Genomic DNA, 14,763 nt, shown 5'->3' on the forward strand with positions numbered 1-14,763 from the left:
GGCTCGTGGACGTGCCGACCCGGGCCGACCGGCGGGGGCGGCTCAGCGCGTCGGGGTCGGCACCGGCGTTTCGGGCCCGGCGGTCGCCGTCGGCGCGGGTGCGCCGCTCGACGCGGGTGCGCCGCTCGGCGTCGGCGCCGGCGGTGCGGTCGGGTCTGCCGGCGGCCCGAACGGGGCCCGCATGGCGCAGTACGGGTAGGCGTTGCGCGGCGCGGGCACGTTGCCGGAGGCGTCCACGCAGTTGGGCCAGCCGAGCCGGATCGGCACGCCGTTCTGGTCGAAGAGCTGGGCGTCGCGGATCAACCGCCCCTGCTGGTCGTAGACGAAGACGTCCTCGATCCGGTCGAGCCGCCGGTCCACCGAGGTCTGCTGGTAGTCGGCGTACATGTCCGAGCTGGCGTGCCGGTCCACGTCGGCCAGGACCACGAGGGAGAAGAGCACCAGCACGGCGGTGCCGAGCAGGTGCAGTCGTCGCGGCCAGCCGGTGAGGCCGCCGGAGCGGCGGCCGAGCCACAGCGACGCGAGGACCGCGCTGGCCAGCAGCAGCAGACCGGCCAGCGCGCTGTCGTCGAGGCGGGGCAGCAGGCCGGACCGGCCGCCACCGATCACCTCGCTCACCAGCAGTGCGGCCAGCCAGCCGCGCAGCAGCCACCAGGCCGGGCGCAGCGAGCGCAGGAAGTCCGCCACCCGGGCGTGCCCGAACAGCGGGCCCAGCTGGCGGTCGAGCAGGCGTAGCTGGGTGACCGCCCGCTCTCGCGCGGCGTTCACCCGGCGCAGGCGGACCGGCCGCCCGCCGGGCTCCGCGCCGGCCGCGGTCCGCAACTCCGTCGCGTACGCCTCCGGCGGGCCGAGCCGGTCGACGAGCGCGCCGTCGCCCTCGGCGGCCACCTCGGCGAGGTGCTCCGGAAGGTCCTCGGTCAACTCGTCGCGGAGAGCCGGCGGGAGGTCGGCGAGCGCGGCCCGCACCCGGTCGACGTAGTCCGTGATCTCCTGCCCAGTGACGGTCATGCCGCCATCCCCCGATCGTCGAGCAGTGCGTCCATGGTGGTGGCGAACGAGCGCCAGGTCTTGCCGGAGCGGGTGAGCTGGTCCCGCCCGGAGGCGTTCAACGCGTAGTACTTGCGGTGCGGCCCGGACTCGCTGGGCACCACGTAGGTGGTGAGCAGGCCGGCGGCGAAGAGCCGGCGCAGTGTGCCGTAGACCGAGGCGTCGCCGACCTCGGTCAGGCCGGCCTCGCGCAGCCGGCGCAGGATGTCGTAGCCGTAGCCGTCCTCGTCCTTGAGCACGGCGAGCACGGCCAGGTCGAGGACACCCTTGAGGAGCTGCGTCGTATCCACACTCGGCACACTAGTCCGCATTACGTAGTACCGTCAAGAACGCCATACCAGGACCCCACCACCGGAAGATCAAGGAGTTTGTGTCGGCGGCCGAAAGCGATTCGGACGCGAACTCCTTGATCACCGGAGCGGAGGGCGGGCGGTCCAGCGGACGAAGCGGTCGAACAGTTCCTGGGGATCCGGGTTCTGCTTCAACAGGTCGGCGGTGGCGTCGAACAGGCAGGCCGCCATGTAGATCGACAGGGCGACCCGGTCGCGCCGGTAGTCCATCAGCAGCAAAAGGCGGGCCGGTTGGCACGGCCAGGGGCCCGCGCAGACCCGACAGAGCCAGCGCGGCCGCATCGGTGCGTGCGGTCGTATGGCCCGGCGACCGCGATCGGGCACGGGAGAGGCATTGGACGCACTCATCCCCCGATCGTGTCGGCTCCTGTTGACGCAGTCAATAGCCTCCGCAGTTGTCGCCGTATACGGACTGCGCCGCTGCGATCGTCAACGTGTGGAGTTGGTGGGCGTGTCGGAGATCCGGGCGATGCTCGGCAACGTATCGCGCCAGCGTGCGTCGGTGATCGCCAATCAGCGCAACTTCCCGGAGCCGATCGCCGTGCTGGCCATGGGCAAGGTCTGGCGGAAGTCGGACGTTGAGAAGTGGGTGCGGGAGCACCGACCGGACCTGTCGACCGGCTGAGCCGTCGACCATGGAGTTGTGGCATCTCCGATATCGGCCACAACCCGACATACCGTGGCGCCACACCTCCTAGATCGACGCCGCCGCCCGAGATCTTGGAGCGAAATGGCCCCTAGAGGGGCACTCGCCTTCCAAGATCTCCCGGCTTCCTGGCAGGTGGGACGATCGAGCCTCTCGTCGGGCAGATCGACCATGGCTACGCGAGGCTCCAGGCGATGCCGTCGAGGATGTCGTGCTCGGAGGCGACCACCGACGGCATTCCGGCCCGCTCCATGATCACGCGCAGCACCAGCGCGCCGGCGCCGATCACGTCGGCCCGGCCCGGGTGCATCACCGGCTCGGCCAGCCGCTGCTCCCGAGTGGCCCCGAGCAGGTAGGCGGTCACCGAAGCCACCCGCTCGTACGGCACCCGGGCGTGGTGGATGCGGCTCGGGTCGTACTCCCGGAGCCCTTCGGCCAGGGCCACCACGGTGGTGACCGAACCGGCGAGCCCGACCAGTGTGGCGGCCTCCCGGCCGGGCACGGCGGCCAACGCCCGGTCCACCGCCGCCGCGATGTCCGCCTCGGCGGCGGCGATCTCCGCCGGGCCGGGCGGATCGCCGTGCAGGTGCCGCTCGGTCATCCGGACGCAGCCGATGTCCACCGAGATCGCCCCGCGCACGCCGTCCTCGCGGGTGCCGACCACGAACTCGGTGGAGCCGCCGCCGATGTCGACCACCAGGTACGGCGGCTCGGCGTCGGCGGGCAGGCCGCGCACCGCGCCGGTGAACGAGAGCCGGGCCTCCTCGTCGCCGGTCACCACCTCCGGCGACACGCCGAGGGTCCGCTCGACCATGGCCCGGAAGTCAGCGGCGTTGGACGCGTCGCGGGAGGCCGAGGTGGCGCACATCCGCACCCGGTCGACGCCGGCCTTCTCGATCTCCGCCGCGTAGTCGGCGAGCGCCACCCGGGTCCGCTCGATCGCCTCGGGCGCGAGCATGCCGGTCCGGTCGACGCCCTGCCCCAGCCGCACGATCTCCATCCGCCGGCTGACGTCCACCAGCGGCGCGGCGTCTCCCGCGGCCGGATCCGGCAGGTCGGCGATCAGCAGTCGGATCGAGTTGGTCCCGCAGTCGATGGCCCCCACGCGCGCAGTCACGGCTGTCACCCTACGACAGCCACCGGCACCGTCAGAGGCGCAGCAGCATGCGGGTGTTGCCGAGGGTGTTGGGCTTCACCCGCTCCAGGTCGAGGAACTCGGCGACACCCTCGTCGTAGGAGCGGAGGAGCTGCTCGTAGACCGGCTGCGGCACCGGGGCGCCGTCGATCTCGCGGAAGCCGAACGCGCCGAAGAAGCCGGTCTCGAACGTCAGCACGAAGATCCGGGCGACGCCCAGCTCGCGCGCCGCGTCGATCAGCTCGCCGACGATCCGGTGCCCGAGCCGGTGCCCCCGGCGGGACGGGTCCACCGCCACCGTACGGATCTCGGCCAGGTCCTCCCACATCACGTGCAGCGCGCCGCAGCCGACCACCGTGCCGTCCGGCGTCACCGCGACCCGGAACTCCTGCACGTCCTCGTAGAGCGTCACGGTCGCCTTGCTGAGCAGCCGCCGGTCGTCGGTGTAGGTGTCCACCAGCCGGCGGATGCCGCGCACGTCGGCGGTCCGGGCGCGGCGGACCACGACCTCGTCGGAGGTGCTCATCTCACTCCGCCGCGGGCACGTCCACGCAGGGGCCGGCGGCCCACCACTTCTCCACCAGGGCCAGCGTCTCGTCGCCGAACGGGTTCACCCCCGGGCCGGCGGCCAGCGCGTGGCCGAGATGCACGTGCAGGCACTTCACCCGGCCGGGCATTCCGCCGGCGGAGATGCCGGCGATCTCCGGCACCTCGCCGATCGCGTCGCGGCGGGCCAGGTAGTCATCGTGCGCGGCCCGGTAGCGGGCGGCCAGCTCCGGGTCCTCGGCGAGCCGCTCGGCCATCTCCTTCATCAGCCCGGCCGACTCCAGCCGGCTGCACGCCGCGGTGGCCCGGGGGCAGGTCAGGTAGAACAGCGTCGGGAAGGGCGTGCCGTCGGCCAGCCGGGGCGTCGTCTCCACCACGTCGGGCAGGCCGCAGGGGCACCGGTGGGCCACCGCCCGGGTGCCGCGCGGTGTGCGTCCGAGCTGGGCGGCCACCGCGGCCAGGTCGGCCTCGGTGGCCGGCCGGCGCTCCGGCGGGGGTACGGAGTCCGCCGCCGGATCCTGCGGTGGTACGACGTTCACGGACGTTGCCTCTCGAAATCGTTCACTTGTCGGGGCGTTCGGCGTTGGCCCCCTGCACGCTCGACCACAGGGTGTCGTACCAGGGCTCGGGCGCGCTCGGCGCCCCCGGCTTCGCGCCCTTGCCGGCGTCCTTGGCCGCGCCTTCCGGGTCCCGCAGCACCACGAGCGCCGTCTCGCCCGGACGGACCATGAAGAAGCGCTCGCGCGCCTTGGTCTCGACGTAGGCGTCGTCCTTCCACTTGGCCGCCTCGGCGGTCAGGCTCTCGATCAGCCGCCGCTGCTCGGCCTGGGAGGCCTCCATCCGCTCGATGTTCGCCTGCTGGTCCAGGTAGACCCGGACCGGGTAGGTGTACGCCAGGGCGAGCGCGATCAGCACCGCGAACAGCACGGTGGCGCGCCCGGTGAAGCGCCGGGGTTGGGGTGCGGTGAGCCGCTTGACCGGGCCGCCGGCCGCGGTGCGCCGGGCCGCGCCCGGACGGTTCGCGGCGCGTACGCCCTCGGTGACGCGGGACGCGCCGGGTGACCGCCCGGCGGCGCGCGTCTCCGCGCGGACGCCGCCGTCGCGGGCCGTGGACCGGACCCGGGCACCGCCCGCCCGGCCGGCCTGACCCGGCCGGCGGGCGGGCCGCTGGCCACCCGGTGTGCGGCGCTGCTGCATCGTCACACCCCTCCCCGGAGCGCTGACCTCAGGCCGAACGGTAACGCGGGAACGCGCCGGCGCCGGCGTACCGCGCCGCGTCGGCCAGCTCCTCCTCGATCCGCAGGAGCTGGTTGTACTTGGCCACCCGGTCCGAGCGGGCCGGGGCGCCGGTCTTGATCTGGCCGCAGCCGGTGGCGACCGCCAGGTCGGCGATGGTGGTGTCCTCGGTCTCGCCGGAACGGTGGCTCATCATGCACTTGAAGCCGGCCCGGTGGGCCAGGTCCACGGCGTCCAGCGTCTCGGTGAGCGAGCCGATCTGGTTGACCTTGACCAGCACCGCGTTGGCGGCCCGCTCGGCGATGCCCCGGGCGATGCGCTGCGGGTTGGTCACGAACAGGTCGTCGCCGACGATCTGGATCCGGTCGCCCAGCGCGGCGGTCAGCGTGGCCCAGCCGCTCCAGTCGTCCTCGGCCAGCGGGTCCTCGATGGACACGATCGGGTAGTCGCCGGCGAGCTTGGTGTAGTAGTTGCTCATCTCCTCGGCACTCTTCGCGCTGCCCTCGAACGTGTAGGCGCCGTTGTCGAAGAACTCGGTGGCGGCCACGTCGAGCGCGAAGACGATGTCGGTGCCGAGCCGGTAGCCGGCCTTCTCCACCGCCTCGGCGATCAGGTCCAGCGCGGCGGCGTTGGTGGGCAGGTTCGGGGCGAAGCCGCCCTCGTCGCCCAGGCCGGTGGACAGGTCCTTCTTCTTCAGCACCGACTTCAGCGCGTGGTAGACCTCGGCGCCGGAGCGGACCGCGTCCCGGAACGTCGGCGCGCCGATCGGCGCGATCATGAACTCCTGGATGTCGACGTTCGAGTCGGCGTGCGCGCCACCGTTGAGGATGTTCATCATCGGCACCGGGAGCAGGTGCGCGTTGGGGCCGCCCAGGTAGCGGAACAGGCTCAGCTCGGCGCTGCCCGCGGCGGCCTTCGCCACGGCCAGCGAGACGCCGAGGATGGCGTTGGCGCCCAGCTCGCCCTTGTTGTCCGAGCCGTCGATGTCGATCATCTTCTGGTCGATCAGCCGCTGCTCGCTGGCCTCGTAGCCGATGAGCTGGTCGACGATCCGGTCCTCGATGTTGGCGACCGCCTTCTCGACACCCTTGCCCAGGTAGCGGTCCTTGTCGCCGTCGCGCAGCTCGACCGCCTCGAAGGCGCCGGTGGAGGCGCCGGACGGCACCGCGGCGCGGGCGATCGTGCCGTCGTCGAGCCCGACCTCGACCTCGACCGTCGGGTTGCCCCGCGAGTCCAGGATCTCCCGGGCGACAATTCCCTCGATGGTTGCCACTGAGTCGCTCCTCGTTTGTGTGTGCCGGTCCGGTTCGGGCCGCGACGGTGCGGCTGGGGCAGGTGTTGAACGCAGCGTATCGGTCCCCGCCTTCCGGCATGCTGGTCGGGGCGGCCCTCACCGTGACGAATGAGACGGACATTCCCGGTTTACCGGTCGTCAACCGGCAACCGGTTTGCGAGAGGTTGCGTCGATCGACAAGGCTGGGCATCATGCCTGCCGCCACGACCACTCTCCGCGTGCTCGCCGCCTCGGTCATCGCGTCGCTCTCGGTCACCGGCTGCCAGACCCTGGACGACGCGGGCGTCGCGCTCGGGCGGGCCGACCTGGTCAACGACCTCGCCGCGCGGATGGACCGGGCGCTGGAGCAGACCTGGGCCGCCGACTACCAACTCGCCGGCGGCCGGACCGCCTCGATCGCGCAGACCGCCAAGCCGCTCCGCTCCGCCTACACCTGGCCGGGTGGCAAGATCACGGTGACCCAGGAGGCGGTGACCCGGTGCGCGAGCACCTCCGCCCGCACCTCCTGCACGGTGTCGCCGCCGGTGCTCACCGCCGGCAAGCCGTCGGTGATCGTCTACGACGAGGCCCGCAAGCAGGGCCTGGTCACCCCGCCGGCGGTGATCCGGCTGCTCACCGACGCGGCGCTGGAGCCCGACGCGGTCATCAAGCAGAGCGACACCACCCTCGCCGGGCACCACGCCACCTGCGTGGACGTCGCCAACGCCGGGGAACGCTTCGCCACCTGCGTGACGAACGAGGGAGTGCTGGGCAGCTTCACCGGAACGCTCGACGGCAAGGCCGCCGAGGTCACGCTGAGTCGCTACACCGAGACGGTGGAGGCCGCCACGTTCGACCCGCCGGCCGGCGCCGGCGTGGTGGACCGCCGCACGAAGACGTCCTGACCTCTACACCCCCAGCAGCGTGCGCAGGTGGCGCGGCGGCGGGCAGTCGTGCGCCAGCATCGCGTCGTGCCAGTCGCGCACCGCCACGCCGTCCGGCCGGGCCGCGGCGATCCCGGCCATCTCGCTGTAGCCGACGAAGTAGGTGGAGAGCTGGGTGGAGGTGAGCAACGCGCGCCGCCACTTCCCGCTCGCCTCACCCTCCTCCTGGAAGCCACGCCCGGTCATCAGCGCCATCGCCTCCGCCTCGGGCAGGTCGTCGCAGTGCACGAGCTGGTCGAGCAGCGCGTTGATGGTCATCCGGAGCTGCATCTTGAGCTGCTGCAACCGCACCGGCAGCCCACCGAAGCCCAGCCCGGCCATCAGCTCCTCGGTGTAGACCGCCCAGCCCTCGATGAACACGCCGGACTCGGTGAGCGCGCGCACCCGGGTCGGGCCGGCGTAGCGGCGGGCGTGGGCGAGCTGGAGGAAGTGACCGGGCATCGCCTCATGCACGGTCAGATTGCGGATCATGTGGTCGTTGTATTCCCGGTAGAACGACTCCACCCGCTCCGCCGGCCAGTCCGACGGGGTGGGCGCGATGCAGTAGAACGTCGGCACGTCGGCGGTCTCCAGCGGCCCCGGCGAGTCGCAGTAGGCCACCGCCACGCCCCGGGCGAACTCCGGCATCTCCTGGATCACGCACGGGTCGTCGACCGTGCTCACCAGGTCGTGGTGGCGGACGAAGTCGGCGGCCTCGTCGAGCGTCACCGAGGCGAGGTCCACGATGGTCGCGTCGTCCGGGTGCTCCGCGGCGAGCAGGCCCAGCGCGCGGCGTACCGTCTCGTCGTCGGCCGGACCGCCGACCAGCTCGACCGCCGCCGCCCGGATCTCGTCGGTCACCCGGTCCAGGTTGGCCCACGCACGGCGCTGCACCTCGGCGGCGCCCAGCTCGGTGTCGAGCGTGTGCCACAGCCGCGCCTCCCAGCGCCGCCGGCCCAGCCGCGGGTCACGCCCCGGCCCGGCGTCCGCCGCCAGCCCCGCCCGCAGCCACGCCACGAACTCGTCCAGCGCGGCGATCGCGGCGGTGGCCGCCGGCTCCACCCGGTCACGCAGCGCCGGCGCCTGCGCGAGCAGCGCCGGCACCTCGTCGCGGACCAGCGCCGCCGCGCCGGCGAACTGCCCGACCGCCGTCTCGGCGTGGACCCGCGGCATGTCCCGCAGCGTCGCGCGGGCGGTCGCCAACGCATCGGGTACGGCATCGAGGCGCCCGGCAAGGTGGCCGAGTCGCTCCTCGACCGGCGCGTAGGGGCGGGCCAGCAACGCGTGCAGCAGCGGACCCGGGTTGTGCCGCAGCGGGTCCCACTCGTGGCTGCGGATCTCGGTGGCCTCGAACAGCGCCCGGTCGACCAGGCTGCTGAGCAGCGCGTGGTCGACGCCCTCGTCGACGTCGAGCACATCCGGGTCGATCTCGGAGAGCGCGTCGGCCGCGTCCTTCAGCATCGCCTGGTCGGCGGCGAGCGCGTCCGCGGAGAGGTCGGGCAGGCGGTCGTCGTAACGGTGGTCCCCGGCGGAGGTGGCCAACCCGGGCCGGCTCTCCAGCAACGCCTCCACGATCCGCTCCGCCAGCGGCACGAACGCTTCCATCCCCGAACCCTACCGACCGCCCCCGACGCGCCCCCCAACCGAACCCGGCTCGGCTCGGCTCGGCTGCGAGATCTTGGTACGAAACGGCCCTTCCAGGGGCTGCCCTTCCAGGGGCACTTTCCTTCCAAGATCTTCAGAACTCCCGAGGTGCGGATACCAGATCTCGCACTTCAGGAAGCAGATCGAATACAGCGCAGGCTCCGAGCTCCGGGCTCAGAACCGCGATCTTGCAGTTGCGGCCCCACCTTTATCCGATTCACCCGATTCCCGAGGGCCGTAACTCCAAGATCGACGGTCGTTCCCGCGTCAGAAGGCCCGGGCGCGCGGGGGCCGAGGGCCGGGGGCGAGTGTGGGTCAGGTGGGCTGGTCGGGGGTGGCGCGCTCGGCGGCGCGGACCGCCTCGGCGTACGCCAGGGTGGCGCGACGGAGCGCCGCCTCCGGGTCGATGCCGGCCTGCCGGGCCGCGGCCACGGTGGCCAGCAGGCTCGCGCCCAGCCGCGCCTCCGGGTCGACCTGCGACTCGGCGAGCGGCGGTGGCACGGCCAACCCCACCCGGCCGGCGCGGTCCAGGATCTTCGCGGCCAGGGCGAGCGCGGGCTGGCTCAGCGCGATGCCGTCGAGCACCGAGTCACGGGTCTTCTCGGCCCGCTTGATCCGCTCCCAGTTGGCCTCGATCTCTTCGATCGTGCCGGCCTGTTCGCCGGAGAACACGTGCGGGTTGCGCCGCACCATCTTCTCGACCAGGCCGCCGGCCACGTCGTCGACGGTCCAGCTCTTTCCCTCCGGCAGGTCTTCCGCCAACCGGGCGTGCAGCAGCACCTGGAGCAGCACGTCGCCCAGCTCCTCGCGCAGCGCGTCGGTGTCGTCGGCGCCGATCGCGTCGTACGCCTCGTAGCACTCCTCGAGCAGGAACGCGGCCAGGCTGCGGTGGGTCTGCGCCCGCTTCCACGGATCGCCGCCCGGGGACGCCAGCCGGTCCATCACCTCGACCGCGTCGAGCAGCCGGGCGCCCGGCGGGTCCCAGGAGCCGTACATCAGCTCCAGCTCGGCCAGGCCCGGTTGGCGGGCCAGCCGCAACCCCAGCTCTCGGGCGAGCGCCTCGTCGCCGGCCGGGCCGGCCAGCCAGACCGCGCCGCCGTGCGTCGCGGCGGCGTCCAGCAGCGCCTGCGTCGCGCCCTCGGTCACCACGCGCACCTCGGCGCCGGCCGTCCGGACCGCCCGGGTCAGCTCGCCGTCGACGCCGGTGAGAACGGGCGCGGAGCGTACGGCGTCCCAGGCGGCCGAGGTCAGCAGGCCGGCCGGGAGCCGGGGCGAGGTGACCAGCAGGACGATGCGCGCGGTCATGCGCCGGGCGCCGCCGACGGCTCGACCACCGGCACCGACTGGCCGGTCTCCGGCTCCGGGGTGGAGATGTCGGTGACCGACGAGCCCGCCTCGCCCAGCGGCACGGAGACCGCCGGCACGTCGCCCTTGAAGGTGAGCACCGGGAAAGCCAGCGGCCGGTAGCGCGGGTTGACCGAGACGTCGTACCCGTCGATCGCGTCGGCGAGCGCCTTGCGGGTGGCCAGCGCGGAGCGGAGCTGATCGCCGTCGAGCTGGCCGGCGGCGTCGGCGTCGGAGACGTCCGGCGGGATGGCGCCCGCGGCCCGGCCGGCGGCGACCACCGCGGCCAGGTCCTCCTTCGAGGGGGCGGTCGACTCGCCCACCGGCACGCCGGAGACACAGGTGTAGAACTCGGCGACCCGCTTCGGGTACGCCGCGTCGGCGGGCAACCCGGTCTGCTGGGCCACCTGCTCGGCGGTCACCTGGGTCTTCGGCTGGTAGCCCTTGTCGGCGGAGAGTTCCTTGCACACGTCCGACAGCACCAGGGTCGCGACCACCTGGTCGCGGGGCGGCAGCAGCGCGTCGGACTGCGGGGCGGTGGCCGGCTGGCTGGCCAGACCGCCCCGGACCTCGTCGAGGATCGAGGTGACCTGGTCCTCGGTGACGCGGTGGTCACCGATGTAGGCGGCGACCCCCGGCTCGGTACGGCAACCGGAGAGGGCGACGAGGCCGACCGCCACGCTGGCGACGGCGACAAGACGGCGAGCACGCATGACGGTCACTCTCTCACGCCCCGCAGTCGCTTGTGACGCCGCCCACCTCACCGCGCCCCCGCCGGCTCCGCCGCGACCGGATTCCCCAGCACATCCTTCAGGAGCTGGGCGCACCACTCCAGCAGCGCCTGGTCGCGCAGCGGCTCGCCGCCGACCCGGCGGGTGCTCGGCCGGGGCACGCTGACCTGGTCGGCCGCCTGCTTGTAGACCGAGTCCGGGTGGTAGCGCTTGAGCCGCATCTGCTTGGAGTCGGGCAGCGGCAGCGGCCCGAACCGGATGTGCTTGCCCTGCATCGTGACGTCGGTGAGCCCGTAGCGGCGGGCCAACAGCCGGAAGTTCGCCACCGCCACCAGGTTCTGCACCGGCGCGGGCGGCTCGCCGTAGCGGTCCGTCATCTCGGCCACCACCTCGCGCAGCCGCTCGGCGTCGCGGGCCTCGGCGAGCTTGCGGTACATCTCCAGCCGCAGCCGCTCCACCCCGACGTAGTCGTGCGGCAGGTGCGCGTCGATCGGCAGGTCGATCTTGACGTCCACCTCCTCCTCGGTGCTCTCGCCTTTGAAGGCCGACACCGCCTCGCCGACCATCCGCACGTACAGGTCGAAGCCGACACCCTCGATGTGGCCGGACTGCTCGCCGCCGAGCAGGTTGCCCGCGCCGCGGATCTCCAGGTCCTTCATCGCCACGTACATGCCGGCGCCCAGCTCGGTGTGCTGGGCGATGGTGGCCAGCCGCTCGTGCGCGTTCTCGGTGAGCGGCTTGTCCGGCGGGTAGAGGAAGTAGGCGTACGCGCGCTCCCGGCCCCGGCCGACCCGGCCCCGGATCTGGTGCAGCTGGGCCAGGCCGAGCAGGTCCGCGCGCTCGACGATCAGCGTATTGGCGTTCGGGATGTCGATGCCGGACTCGACGATCGTGGTGCAGACCAGGACGTCGAACTCCTTCTCCCAGAAGCCGACCATCACCTTCTCCAGCGCTTCCTCGCCCATCTGGCCGTGCGCCACCGCGACCCGGGCCTCGGGCACCAGCTCCCGCAGCCGGCGGGCCGTCCGGTCGATCGACTCGACCCGGTTGTGCAGGTAGAAGACCTGCCCGTCGCGGAGCAGCTCGCGGTGGACGGACGCGGCCACCTGCCGGTCGTCGTACGCCCCGACGAAGGTGAGCACCGGGTGCCGCTCCTCCGGCGGGGTGGCGATGGTGGACATCTCGCGGATGCCGGTGATCGCCATCTCCAGCGTCCGCGGGATCGGGGTGGCCGACATGGCGAGCACGTCGACCGAGGCGCGCAGCGTCTTCAGGTGCTCCTTGTGCTCGACGCCGAAGCGCTGCTCCTCGTCGATGACGACCAGCCCGAGCTGCTTGAACCGGGTGGCCGCCTGGAGCAGCCGGTGGGTGCCGATGACGATGTCGACGCTGCCGTCGGCGACCATCTCCAGCGTCCGCTCGGACTCCTTCGGGGTCTGGAACCGGGAGAGCTGCCGGATGTTCACCGGGAACTGGCTCATCCGCTCGGCGAACGTGTTGTAGTGCTGCTGCACCAGCAGGGTGGTGGGCACCAGCACGGCCACCTGCTTGCCGTCCTGCACCGCCTTGAACGCCGCCCGTACCGCGATCTCGGTCTTGCCGTAGCCGACGTCGCCGCAGATCAGCCGGTCCATCGGGACGGTCTGTTCCATGTCCCGCTTGACCTCCTCGATGGCGGCCATCTGGTCCGGCGTCTCCTGCCAGGGGAACGCGTCCTCCAGCTCCCGCTGCCACGGGGTGTCCGGGCCGAAGTTGTGCCCCTTGGACGCCTTGCGGGCCGCGTAGAGCTGGATGAGTTGGGCGGCGATCTCCCGGACCGCCTTGCGGGCCCGGGCCTTGGACTTCTGCCAGTCCGAGCCACCCATCTTGTGCAGCGTCGGCTGCTCGCCGCCGACGTAGCGGGAGAGCTGGTCGAGCTGGTCGGTGGGGACGAAGAGCCGGTCGCCGGGCTGGCCGCGCTTGCTCGCCGCGTACTCGATCACCAGGTATTCGCGGCTGGCGCCGTTGACCGTGCGCTGCACCAGCTCGACGTAGCGGCCGATGCCGTGCTGCTCGTGCACGACGAAGTCGCCGGCCTTCAGCTCCAGCGGGTCGATGGTGTTGCGCCGCCGGCTGGGCATCTTGCGCATGTCGCGGGTCGAGGTGCCCCGGCCGCCGGTGACGTCGTTGCCGGTCAGCAGCACGAACCTCGACGCCTCGTCGACGAAGCCGGCGGTCAGGCAGCCGCAGGAGACAAGCAGCTCGCCGGGGGCGGGCGCGGTGGGCACCTCCTCGGTGAGCCGGGCGCCGAGGCCGGCGTCGCGGAGCACCTCGACGGCCCGCTGGGCGGGGCCGTGCCCCTCGAAGACCAGCGCGATCGACCAGCCCTCACCGGCCCAGCGCTTCAGGTCGTCGACCACCCGGGCGGTCTCGCCGTGGTAGAGCGGGGCGGGCTGGGCGGCCAGGCTCACCGCGATGGCGTCGTCGGGGGTGACGTCGACCTCGGCGGGCGCGTCCTCCCAGGGCTGCCGGGCCGGCACCGGGGCGGCCTCCACCAGGCCGAACGGGGCGAGCGTCCACCAGGGCTGGCGCAGGGCGCGGGCTGACGTGCGTACCTCGGCCAGGGTCTTGAAGGCGGCGGCGCCGAGGTCGACCGGGGCCTGGCCGCCGACGGCGGCCGCGGCCCAACTGGCCTGGAGGAACTCCTCCGAGGTACGGACCAGGTCGTGCGCCCGGGTACGGATCCGCTCCGGGTCGCAGAGCAGCACGTGGGTGCCGGCCGGCATGCAGTCGACGAGCAGCTCCAGCGCGTCGGCGCCGATCAGCGCCGGCGCGAGGGACTCCATCCCCTCGACCGGGATGCCCTCGGCCAGCTTGTCGAGGATCTCGGCCAGCTCGGGGTGCTCGGCGGCGAGCGCGGCGGCCCGCTGCCGCACCGACGGGGTGAGCAGCAGCTCACGGCAGGGCGGCGCCCAGAGCTGCGGCACGCCTTCGATGGTGCGCTGGTCGGCGACGGCGAAGGTGCGGATCTCCTCCACCTCGTCGCCCCAGAACTCGACCCGGGACGGGTGCTCGTCGGTGGGCGGGAAGACGTCCAGGATGCCGCCCCGCACGGCGAATTCGCCGCGCTTGGTGACCAGGTCGACCCGGGCGTACGCCATGTCGGTGAGCCGGCGGGCGACCTCCTCCAGGTCGGCCTCCTCACCGGCGGCGAGCTGCACCGGTTCGAGGTCGCCGAGGCCCTTGAGCTGCGGCTGGAGCAGCGACCGGACCGGCGCGACGACCACCCGCAGCGGCCCGGTGCGCCCGTGCGCGTCGGCCGAGTCGGGGTGGGCCAGCCGGCGCAGCACGGCGAGGCGCCGCCCGACCGTGTCGGAGCGGGGCGAGAGCCGCTCGTGCGGCAGCGTCTCCCAGGACGGGAAGACCGCCACCTGCTCCGGCGGCAGCAGGCTGCCCAGCGCGGAGACCAGGTCGTCGGCCTCGCGGGTGGTGGCGGTGACCGCGAGCACCGGGCGACCCGCGCCACCGGCCGGCTCGTCGGCGGCGACGGCGGCCACGGCGAACGGGCGCAGCGCGGCGGGGGCGGTGAGGTCGAGCCCGTCGACCTGCGCAGCACCGGAGCGCGCCAGGTCACGCGCCCGGGCCAGCCCGGGGTCGGCCAGGGCGGCGGCGAAGAGTCCGGTGAGCATCAGTGATCACTTCCAGCGCTTGACACGACGACGACCCCGCGTCCAGCCGGACGGGGGGTGCACCCGTAAACCCTATCCCCTCCCGCCCTTCCCACCCCCCACCCCCAGATGCGCGCTGTTGCACGGGAGTAGTTCCATCTTGTTTGGGCTGGTGGGGTGGGGTTGACGGTGGGGTGTCTGGTAGTTGGTGGGCTGGTCGGGGGGTGGTTGATCTTCGGTT

Annotated in this window: 14 protein-coding genes; 2 read left to right on the forward strand and 12 right to left on the reverse strand. The window is 72.9% G+C overall.

The window, feature by feature from the left end; genetic code table 11:
• Positions 1 to 42: 42 nt before the first annotated feature.
• The 3 genes from ACGFI2_RS03635 to ACGFI2_RS03645 form a co-directional block, all read right to left on the reverse strand.
• A complete protein-coding gene (locus ACGFI2_RS03635) occupies positions 43 to 1,008 on the reverse strand; it encodes an HAAS signaling domain-containing protein (protein ID WP_393509971.1) in 966 nt (321 codons plus the stop codon).
• Complete coding sequence (locus ACGFI2_RS03640; RefSeq protein ID WP_269693751.1) at positions 1,005 to 1,337, reverse strand: PadR family transcriptional regulator; 333 nt, start codon at positions 1,335 to 1,337, stop codon at positions 1,005 to 1,007. Before ACGFI2_RS03640 ends, ACGFI2_RS03635 begins: the two co-directional genes overlap by 4 nt.
• A 120-nt stretch (positions 1,338 to 1,457) precedes the next feature.
• Positions 1,458 to 1,607 carry a hypothetical protein gene (locus ACGFI2_RS03645; RefSeq protein WP_393509974.1) on the reverse strand — a complete coding sequence of 50 codons (150 nt, stop codon included), beginning with the start codon at positions 1,605 to 1,607 and terminating at the stop codon, positions 1,458 to 1,460.
• Positions 1,608 to 1,833: 226 nt separating this feature from the next.
• On the opposite strand from ACGFI2_RS03645, the gene ACGFI2_RS03650 reads away from it, so the two are divergent.
• The gene (locus ACGFI2_RS03650) at positions 1,834 to 2,022 is read left to right on the forward strand and encodes a hypothetical protein (RefSeq protein ID WP_393509977.1); all 189 of its coding nucleotides are present in this window, start codon (positions 1,834 to 1,836) and stop codon (positions 2,020 to 2,022) included.
• Positions 2,023 to 2,218: 196 nt separating this feature from the next.
• On the opposite strand, the gene ACGFI2_RS03655 is transcribed toward ACGFI2_RS03650, so the two are convergent.
• From ACGFI2_RS03655 to eno, 5 genes are read right to left on the reverse strand one after another with little or no spacing between them, the layout of a single operon-like run.
• Positions 2,219 to 3,148: an exopolyphosphatase gene (locus ACGFI2_RS03655; RefSeq protein ID WP_393510092.1), complete on the reverse strand. Its 930-nt coding sequence runs from the start codon at positions 3,146 to 3,148 to the stop codon at positions 2,219 to 2,221.
• A gap of 43 nt (positions 3,149 to 3,191) precedes the next feature.
• On the reverse strand, positions 3,192 to 3,704 hold the full coding sequence (locus ACGFI2_RS03660; RefSeq protein ID WP_393509980.1) for an amino-acid N-acetyltransferase: 513 nt from the start codon (positions 3,702 to 3,704) through the stop codon (positions 3,192 to 3,194).
• A 1-nt stretch (position 3,705) separates the two neighbouring features.
• A complete protein-coding gene (locus ACGFI2_RS03665) occupies positions 3,706 to 4,263 on the reverse strand; it encodes a DUF501 domain-containing protein (RefSeq protein ID WP_393509983.1) in 558 nt (185 codons plus the stop codon).
• 22 nt (positions 4,264 to 4,285) lie between these two features.
• Entirely contained in the window at positions 4,286 to 4,921 is a 636-nt protein-coding gene (locus tag ACGFI2_RS03670; RefSeq protein WP_393509986.1) for a septum formation initiator family protein, read from the reverse strand.
• A gap of 28 nt (positions 4,922 to 4,949) precedes the next feature.
• Positions 4,950 to 6,233 (reverse strand): phosphopyruvate hydratase, encoded by a 1,284-nt coding sequence (gene eno / locus ACGFI2_RS03675; RefSeq protein ID WP_393509989.1) that lies wholly within the window; start codon positions 6,231 to 6,233, stop codon positions 4,950 to 4,952.
• A gap of 212 nt (positions 6,234 to 6,445) precedes the next feature.
• On the opposite strand from eno, the gene ACGFI2_RS03680 reads away from it, so the two are divergent.
• Positions 6,446 to 7,138, forward strand: a complete 693-nt coding sequence (locus ACGFI2_RS03680; protein WP_393509992.1) for a hypothetical protein — start codon at positions 6,446 to 6,448, stop codon at positions 7,136 to 7,138.
• 3 nt (positions 7,139 to 7,141) lie between these two features.
• Here the strand turns inward: ACGFI2_RS03680 and ACGFI2_RS03685 are convergent, their stop codons facing one another.
• The 4 genes from ACGFI2_RS03685 to mfd form a co-directional block, all read right to left on the reverse strand.
• The gene (locus ACGFI2_RS03685) at positions 7,142 to 8,761 is read right to left on the reverse strand and encodes a DUF885 domain-containing protein (protein WP_393509994.1); all 1,620 of its coding nucleotides are present in this window, start codon (positions 8,759 to 8,761) and stop codon (positions 7,142 to 7,144) included.
• A gap of 354 nt (positions 8,762 to 9,115) precedes the next feature.
• Complete coding sequence (locus ACGFI2_RS03690; protein WP_393509997.1) at positions 9,116 to 10,105, reverse strand: nucleoside triphosphate pyrophosphohydrolase; 990 nt, start codon at positions 10,103 to 10,105, stop codon at positions 9,116 to 9,118.
• Positions 10,102 to 10,857, reverse strand: coding sequence for a hypothetical protein (locus ACGFI2_RS03695; RefSeq protein WP_393510000.1), 756 nt, complete (start codon positions 10,855 to 10,857; stop codon positions 10,102 to 10,104). The genes ACGFI2_RS03690 and ACGFI2_RS03695 overlap by 4 nt, the downstream gene beginning before the upstream one ends.
• 47 nt (positions 10,858 to 10,904) lie before the next feature.
• Complete coding sequence (gene mfd, locus ACGFI2_RS03700) at positions 10,905 to 14,543, reverse strand: transcription-repair coupling factor (protein ID WP_393510002.1); 3,639 nt, start codon at positions 14,541 to 14,543, stop codon at positions 10,905 to 10,907.
• Between the last annotated feature and the right edge of the window lie 220 nt (positions 14,544 to 14,763).

The sequence above is a fragment of the Micromonospora sp. NPDC049282 genome (assembly GCF_043197045.1).
In the GTDB taxonomy this organism is placed as follows: domain Bacteria; phylum Actinomycetota; class Actinomycetes; order Mycobacteriales; family Micromonosporaceae; genus Micromonospora.

Excerpts from the sequence above, each read along its gene's own strand:
- ACGFI2_RS03635 (WP_393509971.1), bottom strand. The coding sequence starts at position 1,008 with ATGACCGTCACTGGGCAGGAGATCACGGACTACGTCGACCGGGTGCGG.
- ACGFI2_RS03645 (WP_393509974.1), bottom strand. The coding sequence starts at position 1,607 with ATGGACTACCGGCGCGACCGGGTCGCCCTGTCGATCTACATGGCGGCC.
- ACGFI2_RS03660 (WP_393509980.1), bottom strand. The coding sequence starts at position 3,704 with ATGAGCACCTCCGACGAGGTCGTGGTCCGCCGCGCCCGGACCGCCGAC.
- ACGFI2_RS03670 (WP_393509986.1), bottom strand. The coding sequence starts at position 4,921 with ATGCAGCAGCGCCGCACACCGGGTGGCCAGCGGCCCGCCCGCCGGCCG.
- ACGFI2_RS03680 (WP_393509992.1), top strand. The coding sequence starts at position 6,446 with ATGCCTGCCGCCACGACCACTCTCCGCGTGCTCGCCGCCTCGGTCATC.
- ACGFI2_RS03685 (WP_393509994.1), bottom strand. The coding sequence starts at position 8,761 with ATGGAAGCGTTCGTGCCGCTGGCGGAGCGGATCGTGGAGGCGTTGCTG.
- ACGFI2_RS03690 (WP_393509997.1), bottom strand. The coding sequence starts at position 10,105 with ATGACCGCGCGCATCGTCCTGCTGGTCACCTCGCCCCGGCTCCCGGCC.
- ACGFI2_RS03695 (WP_393510000.1), bottom strand. The coding sequence starts at position 10,857 with ATGCGTGCTCGCCGTCTTGTCGCCGTCGCCAGCGTGGCGGTCGGCCTC.
- mfd (WP_393510002.1), bottom strand. The coding sequence starts at position 14,543 with ATGCTCACCGGACTCTTCGCCGCCGCCCTGGCCGACCCCGGGCTGGCC.